Genomic DNA, 9964 nt, shown 5'->3' with positions numbered 1-9964 from the left:
GACCGACCCCTTCCCACCCCCGAAGGACGTACGCGCGATGACAGTGGCCTATCTCGTTGCCGGAGTCCGCACCCCGATCGGCCGGTACGCCGGCGCGCTGGCCGGGGTCCGCCCCGACGACCTGGCCGCGCACGTCGTCCGCGAGCTGGTGGCCCGCCACCCGTCCGTCGACTGGGCCCGCACCGACGACGTGATCCTGGGCTGCGCCAACCAGGCCGGCGAGGACAACCGCAACGTGGCCCGGATGGCCGCGCTGCTCGGCGGCCTGCCGGAGGAGGTGCCGGGCAGCACCGTCAACCGGCTCTGCGGCTCCGGCCTGGACGCGCTCGCCTCCGCCGCCCGCGCGATCGTCGCCGGGGAGGCCGACCTGGTGGTGGCCGGCGGAGTGGAGAGCATGAGCCGTGCGCCGTTCGTCATGCCGAAGGCGGCCACGCCGTTCGCCCGCACCGCCGAGGTGTACGACACCACGATCGGCTGGCGGCTGGTCAACCCGCTGATGCGCAAGGGCTGGGGCATCGACTCGATGCCGGAGACGGCGGAGAACGTGGCGGCCGAGTTCGGCGTGGACCGGGCCGCGCAGGACGCCTTCGCGTACCGGTCGCAGCAGCGGGCCGCGAAGGCGCAGGCCGACGGCCGGCTGGCCGAGGAGATCGTCCCGGTGACGGTGCCCGCCGGCAAGCGGGAGACGAAGCTGGTCGAGGCCGACGAGCACCCGCGCGAGACGACGCTTGCGAAGCTCGCGGCGCTGCCCACCCCGTTCCGCGAGGGCGGCACTGTCACCGCCGGGAACTCCTCCGGGGTCAACGACGGCGCCGTCGCGCTGCTCGTCGCCTCCGCGGCCGCCGTCGAACGCTACGGCCTCACCCCGCTGGCCCGGGTACGCGGTGCCGCGTCGGCAGGCGTACCGCCGCGGATCATGGGCATCGGCCCGGTCCCGGCGACCCGGAAGCTGCTCGACCGGACGGGCCTGTCACTGGGCGACGTGGACGTGATCGAGCTGAACGAGGCGTTCGCCGCGCAGTCGGTGGCGGTGCTGCGCGAGCTGGGCCTGCCGGAGGACGCCGAGCACGTCAACCCGGGCGGCGGGGCCATCGCGCTGGGTCACCCGCTCGGCGCCAGCGGCGCCCGGCTGGCGCTGACCGCCGCGCTGGAACTGCGCCGCCGGGGCGGCCGGCGGGCGCTCGCCACCATGTGCATCGGCGTCGGCCAGGGCATCTCGCTGCTGCTGGAATCGGCCGACTGACCCGGGCCGGCAGCATCGCCCGCTGTGGATCTCCCGTACCCGGCCGTACCGGCCTAGAGTGGTCTGGACCACATGATCCGCCATCGACGGCGGACGACGACCTGGGGGACCGAGCGATGCAGACGCCGGAGAGCCTGCCCACCGAGATCGATCTGAGCCGGCCGAGCGCCGCCCGGGTCTACGACTACTTCCTCGGTGGGGCGCACAACTTCGAGATCGACCGGCAGCTCGCCGAACAGATCGCGGCCATGACGCCGAACCTGGCCGCCACCATGCGCTCCGGGCGGGAGTTCCTGCGCCGGGCCGTACGGGTGCTGCTCGACGCCGGCATCGACCAGTTCCTCGACATCGGCTCCGGCATCCCCACCGTCGGCAACGTGCACGAGGTCGCCCAGGCCGCCGACCCGGACGCCCGCATCGTGTACGTCGACATCGACCCGGTGGCCGTGGCGCACAGCCACGAACTGCTCGCCGGCAACGACCGGGCCACCGCGGTCCTGGCCGACCTGCGCGAGCCGAAGCTGATCCTGGACCACGCCGCCGCCAGCGGCCTGATCGACTTCGACCGGCCGTTGGGCATCCTGCTGGCCGGCGTGGTGCACTTCGTGCCCGACGCCGACCGCCCGGCCGACATCCTGGCCACCCTGCGCGCCGCCGCCGCGCCCGGCAGCTACCTGGTCATCTCCCACTCCACGTTCGAGGACCAGCCGCAGGAGATGCTGGACGCGCAGCGGCTGTCGGCGCGTACCGCCACCGAGATCACGCTGCGCTCCCGGGCCGAGATCACCGGCTTCTTCGGCGACTGGACGATCCTCGAACCGGGCGTCGTGCACATGCCGCTGTGGCGGCCCGACTCCCCGTCGGACGTGGACGAGCACCCGGAACGGTTCGGAGCCTTCGGCGGCGTCGCCCGGCACGACCGCGCAGCCGGCTGAGCCCATGCGCGCCCCGGACAGCGACGGGGGAGACGTCAGCCGGCCCGGCGCCGCCGCGTACGCCGCCGAATGGGCTCGCGCGGTGCGCCGCATCGGGTTCGTGCCGCTGAGCGCGGCCGAGACCGAGCGCCTGCTGGTGCCGCTCACCGAGCGGCTCGGCGAGGCCCTGCTCGCCCCCGCCTTCTCCGCCCGCCCCGCGGAGGAGGTGGGGCGCGCCCTGGTCGAGGCGCACCTCACCGAGCCCGGTGTGCTCGACTGGTCGGTGCAGGCACTGGGCGACCGGTTCCTGCCCTGGGTGCTGCCGTCGCGGACCGAGTCGCCGGAGTTGCGCGAGCGGGTCGCGCTGCTCCAGGGCGCGTTCGCCGCCGGGTTCGCCCGCGCGCTGCGCGACCGGGTCTTCAGCCAGCAGGAGCGGATCGCCCGGTCCGCGTGGCAGGCCCGGGACACCGTCGAGCAGGCGCTGCGGGACAGCGAGGCGCGTTTCCGGGCGGTCTTCACCGGCGCCGCCATCGGCATCGGCATCGCCGGTGTGGACGGGCAGATCATCGAGGTCAACCAGGCGTTCGCGGACATGCTCGGCTACACCGTCGCGGAGATGCGGCGGATGAACGTGTCGGCGCTGGCCTATGCCGACGACGCGGCCGGGATGTGGGAGCTGTACAAGGAGTTGATCGAGGGCAAGCGGGACAGCGCCCGGGTGGAGAAGCGCTACTACCGCAAGGACGGCAGCGTGGTCTGGACCGACCTCGCGGTGTCGCTGATCCGGCACGACGACGGCCGGCCCCGGTTCACAGTCGCCATGGTGGAGGACATCACCCAGCGGTACGAGTTGCAGCAGCGGCTGCGCTTCCAGGCGCTGCACGACCCGCTGACCGGCCTGCCCAACCGGACGCTGTTCTTCGAGTCGCTCGGCGAGGTCTTCGACGGAGCCGGCCCGGACCAGCGCGTCGGGCTCTGCTTCATCGACCTGGACGGCTTCAAGGCGGTGAACGACAGCCTCGGCCACGACCTGGGCGACCGGCTGCTCAAGGTGATCGCCCGCCGGCTCAGTGACTGCGTGGCGGGGCGCGGTCACCTGGTGGCCCGGATGGGCGGTGACGAGTTCGTGATCCTGGTCGACTCCGACGGCGGCATCGACGACGCGGTGGAGGTCGCCGAGCTGGCCCTGGCCGCGGTGTCCGCGCCGGTGCACGTCGGTGACCAGCAGCTCGCCGTGTCGGCCAGCATCGGCATCGTGGAGTGCCCGGCGGCGGAGACGAGCGTCGGTGACCTGATGAAGGCCGCCGACACCACGCTCTACTGGGCCAAGGCGGAGGGCCGGGGCCGCTGGGCGGTGTACGACCCGGAGCGCAGCGCCGCCGACATCGCCCGCTCCGCGCTGGCCGCGAACCTGCCCGCCGCGCTGGACCGGGGCGAGTTCGTGCTGCACTACCAGCCGATCGTGTCGCTGCTGGACGGGACGATGGTGGCGGTCGAGGCGCTGGTGCGCTGGCAGCACCCGGAGCTGGGGCTGATCGGGCCGGACCGGTTCATCGGGCTGGCCGAGGAGACCGGCCTGATCGTCCGGCTCGGCGCCTGGGTGCTGCGTCAGGCGTGCCGCGACGCCGAGTCGTGGCGGCGCGCGTACCCGGACACCACGCCGGTGGTCAGCGTCAACCTGGCCGCCCGGCAGGCCGACGACCCGGCCATCGTGGAGACGGTGGCCGAGGCGTTGCAGCACACCGGCCTGCCGGCCGAGCTGTTGCAGCTGGAGCTGACCGAGAGCGCCGTCATGGGCAGCGCCGGCGAGCCGCTGCGCACACTGCACCAGCTCGCCGGCCTCGGGCTGCGGCTGGCCATCGACGACTTCGGCACCGGCTACTCGAACCTCGCGTACCTGCGGCGGCTGCCGATCCACTGCGTGAAGCTGGCCGGCCCGTTCGTCGAGGGGATACGGGGTGACGGCGCGGACGCGGTCGCCGACCACCGGGACGAGCGGATCGTGGACGCGCTGGTCCGGCTGGCGCACGCGCTGGAGCTGTCGGTGACCGCCGAGGTGGTGGAGACCGAGGTGCAGGCCGAACGGTTGCGCGCGCTGCGGTGCGACACCGGGCAGGGCCGGCTGTTCGGCGCCCCGATGCCCGCCGACGGCATCCGCGCCCGCCTGGGCGGGTAAGAAGACGCATCGACCGGGCGGGTCCTCGCCGGGCCGGTGCGGAGGAGACGAGGAGCACGGTGAGCCTTACCGATTCGCAGGCGGTGGTGTCGGTCGTCGCCGCGCTGGCGATCGTCGCCGGCCTGGCCGGGGTGATCGTGCCGGGGCTGCCGGCACTGCCGCTGTGCTGGGGCGGCGTGCTGGTGTGGACGCTGTTCGGCGACGCCGGGCCGGGCCGCTGGGCGGTGCTGGCCGCCGCCACGGTGATCGCCGCCGGCGGCACCGTGCTCAAGTACCTGTGGCCGGGGCGCAACCTGAAGCGGACCGGCGTGCCCACCACCTCGCTGCTGGCCGGCGGGCTGCTCGGCGTGGTCGGCTTCTTCGTGATCCCGGTGATCGGGCTGCCGATCGGCTTCGTCGGCGGGATCTTCGGCGCGGAACGGCTGCGGCTGGGCGACACCCGGCTGGCCTGGCCGGCCACGGTGCAGGCGCTCAAGGCGGCCGGGTTGTCGATGGTCCTGGAGTTCACCGCCGGCCTGATGATCGCCGCGCTGTGGGTCGCGGGGTTGCTGTTCGTCTAGGGTGCGGCGGCGCGGGGCGTCCGGAGGGTACGGCCGATCGCCGTACATCAGTGAGAGAGAGGTGGACGCCGCGCGCCGCCGCGGACCGGGCGTTGCCGAGCGCCCGGTGCCGGCCCGTCGGGTCGGGCCTGGTCACGCCCACAATGATGCCCCCGGTGGGATCCGGCGACAACGCAATTACCGGCGCGCGTATTGACCACCTTGATCGGCCGGGAGCACACTGCGAGCACTCGCACGAGGATCGCCTCGAGGAGGTGTGCAGTGGCCACGACGCCCGCGCCGACCGCCGAGCAGCCGATGGACGACGACGCCCGACGACTGGCCGAACTCGGCTACAAACAGGAGCTGCGCCGCAAGTGGAGCGGCTTCTCCAACTTCGCGATCTCGTTCTCCATCATCTCGATCCTGGCCGGCTGCTTCACCACGTTCGGCCAGGCGTGGAACAACGGCGGCCCGGTGGCGATCTCCTGGGGCTGGCCGCTGATCTCGCTGTTCATCCTGATCATCGGCTTCTGCCTGGCCGAGCTGGTGTCCGCGTACCCGACCGCGGGCGGGATCTACTGGTGGGCGGCGACCATGGGCCGGCCGGTGCACGGCTGGTTCACCGGCTGGCTCAACCTGATCGGGCTGGTCGCGGTGACCGCGTCGGTCGACTACGGCTGCGCCACGTTCCTCAACCTGACGCTGTCGGCGCTGTTCGACGGCTGGGCCGGCACCGGGCACCAGACGTTCGGGCTGTTCGTGGTGATCCTCGCGCTGCACGGGCTGATCAACATCTACGGGCACCGGATCATCGACGTACTCCAGAACGTCTCGGTCTGGTGGCACGTGGCAGGCGCGGCCGCCGTGGTGCTGATCCTGGTCCTCGTCCCGGACAACCACCAGAGCTTCCAGTTCGTGTTCACCGAGCGGTTCAACAACTCCGGCTTCGGTGACGGCGACACCGGCGGGCTGGCGTTCTGGTTCTACGTGCTGCCGCTGGGCTTCCTGCTCACGCAGTACACGATCACCGGCTTCGACGCCTGCGCGCACGTCTCCGAGGAGACCCGGGGCGCGTCCAAGGCCGCCGCGCAGGGGCTGTGGCGGTCGATCTTCTACTCGGCGGTGGGCGGCTGGATCCTGCTGCTGGCGTTCCTGTTCGCGGCCACCGACGTGGACGCGATCAACGAGGCGGGCGGCTTCTCCGGGGCGATCTTCGAGAGCGCGCTGACGCCGTTCTTCTTCAAGGCCGTCATCATCATCTCCACCATCGGGCAGTTCTTCTGCGGCATGAGCTGCGTGACGTCGATGTCGCGGATGGCGTACGCGTTCAGCCGGGACCGCGCTGTGCCCGGCTGGCGCCTCTGGTCGAGGGTGAACCGCAACGGCACGCCGGTGAACGCCATCATCGGCGCGACGCTGGCCGGGCTGGTGCTCACGCTGCCCGCGCTCTACCAGCGCGGCGGCATCCCGGTCGCGTTCTACGCGGTGGTGTCGGTCGCGGTGATCGGGCTGTACCTGTCCTTCATCATCCCGATCTTCCTGCGGCTGCGGATGGGCGACCGGTTCACCCCGGGCCCGTGGACGCTCGGCCGCCGCTACAAGCTGCTCGGCTGGATCGCGGTGGTCGAGATCGCCGTCATCTCGGTCTACTTCGTGCTGCCGATCGTCCCGGCGGGTGTGCCCGGCAACCCCGACTTCAGCTGGACGGCTGTCAACTACGCGCCGATCGCGATCGGTGGCGTGCTGCTCGGCGTCGCCATCTGGTGGTACGCCTCGGCCCGCAAGTGGTTCACCGGCCCGCGCCGCACCGTCGACCAGCCCGAACCGGAGCCCGAGCCCGCCGAACCGTCGTAGCTGTCGGTGGGGCCTGCCATGATCCGGCGATGGACTCGGAAGCGGTGGTACGCGCGTTGTGGGATCGCATGCAGGCCCGGGACTGGACCGGCGTCGGCGACCTGCTGGCCGACGACGTGGTCGTCGAGTGGCCGGTCAGCGCCGAGCGGATCGTGGGCCGCGACAACTACGTGAAGGTCAACGCCGAGTACCCGGAGGGCTGGTCGATCCGGGTGCTGCGGGTGGTGGCGTCGGGCGACACGGTGGTGTCCGAGGTGGAGGTGCCGCACGAGGAGATGGGCGTGCACCGCGTCGCGTCGTTCTGGACCGTGCGCGACGGGCGGATCGTCGACGGCCGGGAGTACTGGACGAGCCTCGGCGCGGACCCGTCCCCGCAGTGGCGATCCGCCTGGGTCCAGCCGATCTGACGCCGCCGGCTGTCCGCGTACCTCCGGGGTCAGATCGTGGGGCGGCGGTGGGTGAGCGGGAAGCGGAGGATGCGGTCGTCGCCGGCCGCCGGGGTGCCGCGGCCGTCGCGGTTGCTGGTCGCCACCCACAGCGCGCCGTCCGGCGCCACCTCGACGGTACGCAGGCGGCCGTAGGTGCCGGCCAGCTCCGCCACCGGTACGCCCACGCGGCCGGCGGAATCGACGGGCACCGCCCAGAGCCGGGCGCCCCGCAGCGCGGCGACGTAGAGCGTGCCCCTGGTGAACGCGGCGCCGCTCGGGGACGCCTGCGCGGGCGGCCAGACGACGACCGGGTCACGGAACCGGGGGTCACCGGCGACGCCCTCGACGAGCGGCCAGCCGTAGTTGCCGCCGGGCACGATCCGGTTCACCTCGTCCCAGGTGCTCTGCCCGAACTCGGTGGCGAACAGCCGCCCCTGCCGGTCCCAGGCGAGGCCCTGCACGTTGCGGTGGCCGTAGCTGTAGACGAGCGAGCCGGGGAACGGGTTGCCCGGCGGCACGCCGCCGTCCGGGCGGATGCGCAGGATCTTGCCGTTGCGGCTGGTCAGGTCCTGTGCGCGGGCGGCCACCCCGGCGTCGCCGATCCCGGCGTAGAGCATGCCGTCGGGGCCGAACGCGATCCGGCCGCCGTCGTGCACGGCGCTGCGGGCGATGCCGCTCACCAGCACCTGCGGCGCCCGGGACGAGCCGAGTCGGAACCGGACGATCCGGATGTCGGTTGCGGTGGTGTAGGCGGCGTAGACCCACCGGTCCCGGCGGTACCCGGGGGAGACCGCGAGCCCGAGCAGGCCCGCCTCGCCGCCCGCGGCCACGTCGGCGATCCGGGCCACCTGCCGGGCCGGGCGTCCCGGGCGTACGCGCAGGATCGTGCCCTGGTCCCGCTGCGCGACCAGGGCGCTGCCGTCGGGCAGGAAGTCCAGCCCCCACGGCGCCTCCAGCCCGGTCGTGACGACGCGGGGGCGGGTCAGGTCGTAGCCGGACCAGCCGGCACGTCCGTCGAAGCCGCGCAGGTCGAGCGCGACCGGGCGCTGCTGCGTGCCCGCGGGGACCGGCCGGTCCGGGCCGTCCGCGGGTCGCTCGCCGGTGGGCCGGTCGCCCGCGTGGGCGTCGGTCACGGCGAGCACGATGGCGAGGACGGCGGCGACGACGGCGACGGTACGACGACGCATGTGTGCTCCTCGGTTTCGCCACCGGCCCCGCCGGGGCATTGACGGTGATCCGGTTTGCCAGTAGACCTTGGTGATGGAGGCCCCTGATGAAGCAAACGCCGCTCTCGCTGGAACAGTTGCGGGTCGCCGTCACCGAGGGTGAGATCGACACGGTGGTGCTCGCCCTCACCGACATGCAGGGCCGACTGCAGGGCAAGCGGTTCCACGCGCCCTACTTCCTCGACCAGGTGGTCACGAACGGCAGCGAGGGCTGCAACTACCTGCTCGCCGTGGACGTCGACATGAACACCGTCGACGGGTACGCGATGTCGAGCTGGGAACGCGGCTACGGCGACTTCGCCATGCGCCCCGACCTGGACACGCTGCGCCGGACGCCCTGGCAGCCCGGGTCCGCGCTGCTGCTGGCCGACCTGGAGTGGCTGGACGGCTCCGGCCCGGTGGTCGCCTCGCCCCGGCAGATCCTGCGCAGGCAGCTCGACCGGCTGGCCGCGCACGGGCTGACCGCGTACGCCGGCACCGAGTTGGAGTTCGTGCTCTACCGCGACTCGTACGAGGAGGCGTGGCGGCGCGGCTACCGCGACCTGACCCCGGCCAACCAGTACAACGTGGACTACTCGCTGCTCGGCACCGCCCGGGTCGAGCCGCTGCTGCGCCGCATCCGCACCGAGATGGCCGGCGCCGGGCTCACCCCGGAGAGCGCGAAGGGCGAGTGCAACCTCGGCCAGCACGAGATCGCCTTCCGGTACGACGAGGCGGTGCGCTGCGCCGACCACCACGTCATCTACAAGAACGGCGCGAAGGAGATCGCCGCCCAGGAGGGCATGGCGATCACGTTCATGGCGAAGCCGAACGAGCGGGAGGGCAACTCCTGCCACATCCACTTCTCGCTGCGCGACGCCTCCGGCTCGTCGGCGATGCTGGGTGACGGGCCGGCGCACCTGAGCGTCACCGGGCAGCGGGTGCTGGCCGGGCTGCTCGCCACCATGCGGGAGTTCAGCCTGTTCTTCGCACCCAACATCAACTCCTACAAGCGCTACCAGCCCGGCTCGTTCGCGCCGACCGCGTTGCGCTGGGGCACCGACAACCGCACCTGCGCGTTGCGGCTGGTCGGGCACGGGCAGGGGATGCGGGTGGAGAACCGGGTGCCGGGGGCCGACGTCAACCCCTACCTCGCGATCGCCGCGCTGGTGGCCGGGGCGGTGCACGGCATCGAGAACGAGCTGGAGCTGGCGGACGAGTGCACCGGCAACGCGTACGACGACCCGGACGCCGAGCGGGTGCCCACGACGCTGCGTGACGCGCTGGACCTGTGGCAGGGCTCGGAGGTGGCCCGGGAGGCGTTCGGCGACGAGGTGGCCGCCCACTACGCCAACCAGGCGAAGGTCGAGCTGAGCGCCTTCGACGCCGCGGTGACGGACTGGGAGCTGACCCGTGGCTTCGAACGCCTCTGACCCCGCCCTCGGCGCCGGCTGTCGGCGTCGATCTTGCACTTGCGGCCCCCGGTGCGGGCGTTATGCGGCTTTCGCCGGGGCAGCAACCGCAAGATCGACGAGGTGAGGGGAGGGGGACGCGTGGGTGAGGTGATCTCGCCGGTCGACGGGGCGGGGATCGGGGTCGTTC

The 9964-nt window shown here is 72.7% G+C and carries 8 protein-coding genes; 7 read left to right on the top strand and 1 reads right to left on the bottom strand.

Translation table 11 applies throughout. From position 1 onward, the window contains the following. The first annotated feature begins 37 nt into the window (after positions 1-37). From pcaF to EAD96_RS26080, 6 genes are all read left to right on the top strand, one after another. Positions 38-1243: a 3-oxoadipyl-CoA thiolase gene (gene pcaF / locus EAD96_RS26105; protein ID WP_121686129.1), complete on the top strand. Its 1206-nt coding sequence runs from the start codon at positions 38-40 to the stop codon at positions 1241-1243. Between the two features lie 116 nt (positions 1244-1359). After that, the gene (locus EAD96_RS26100) at positions 1360-2178 is read left to right on the top strand and encodes an SAM-dependent methyltransferase (RefSeq protein WP_121686128.1); all 819 of its coding nucleotides are present in this window, start codon (positions 1360-1362) and stop codon (positions 2176-2178) included. A 4-nt stretch (positions 2179-2182) separates the two neighbouring features. Then, positions 2183-4333, top strand: coding sequence for a bifunctional diguanylate cyclase/phosphodiesterase (locus tag EAD96_RS26095; RefSeq protein ID WP_121686127.1), 2151 nt, complete (start codon positions 2183-2185; stop codon positions 4331-4333). A gap of 59 nt (positions 4334-4392) precedes the next feature. Then, positions 4393-4893, top strand: a complete 501-nt coding sequence (locus EAD96_RS26090; protein ID WP_120571132.1) for a DUF456 domain-containing protein — start codon at positions 4393-4395, stop codon at positions 4891-4893. A gap of 261 nt (positions 4894-5154) precedes the next feature. Further along, positions 5155-6729 carry an amino acid permease gene (locus EAD96_RS26085; RefSeq protein WP_121686126.1) on the top strand — a complete coding sequence of 525 codons (1575 nt, stop codon included), beginning with the start codon at positions 5155-5157 and terminating at the stop codon, positions 6727-6729. Between the two features lie 29 nt (positions 6730-6758). Then, positions 6759-7136 carry a nuclear transport factor 2 family protein gene (locus tag EAD96_RS26080; protein ID WP_121686125.1) on the top strand — a complete coding sequence of 126 codons (378 nt, stop codon included), beginning with the start codon at positions 6759-6761 and terminating at the stop codon, positions 7134-7136. A 29-nt stretch (positions 7137-7165) separates the two neighbouring features. Here EAD96_RS26080 and EAD96_RS26075 read toward each other — a convergent pair whose 3' ends face one another. Then, positions 7166-8344 (bottom strand): sorbosone dehydrogenase family protein, encoded by a 1179-nt coding sequence (locus EAD96_RS26075; RefSeq protein WP_121686124.1) that lies wholly within the window; start codon positions 8342-8344, stop codon positions 7166-7168. An 86-nt stretch (positions 8345-8430) separates the two neighbouring features. On the opposite strand from EAD96_RS26075, the gene EAD96_RS26070 reads away from it, so the two are divergent. Next, positions 8431-9795 (top strand): glutamine synthetase family protein, encoded by a 1365-nt coding sequence (locus tag EAD96_RS26070; protein ID WP_121686123.1) that lies wholly within the window; start codon positions 8431-8433, stop codon positions 9793-9795. The last annotated feature ends 169 nt before the right edge of the window (positions 9796-9964 follow it).

This window comes from Micromonospora sp. BL1 (assembly GCF_003667485.1).
In the GTDB taxonomy this organism is placed as follows: domain Bacteria; phylum Actinomycetota; class Actinomycetes; order Mycobacteriales; family Micromonosporaceae; genus Micromonospora; species Micromonospora tulbaghiae.
This window is presented reverse-complemented; position numbering and strand designations above follow the sequence as displayed.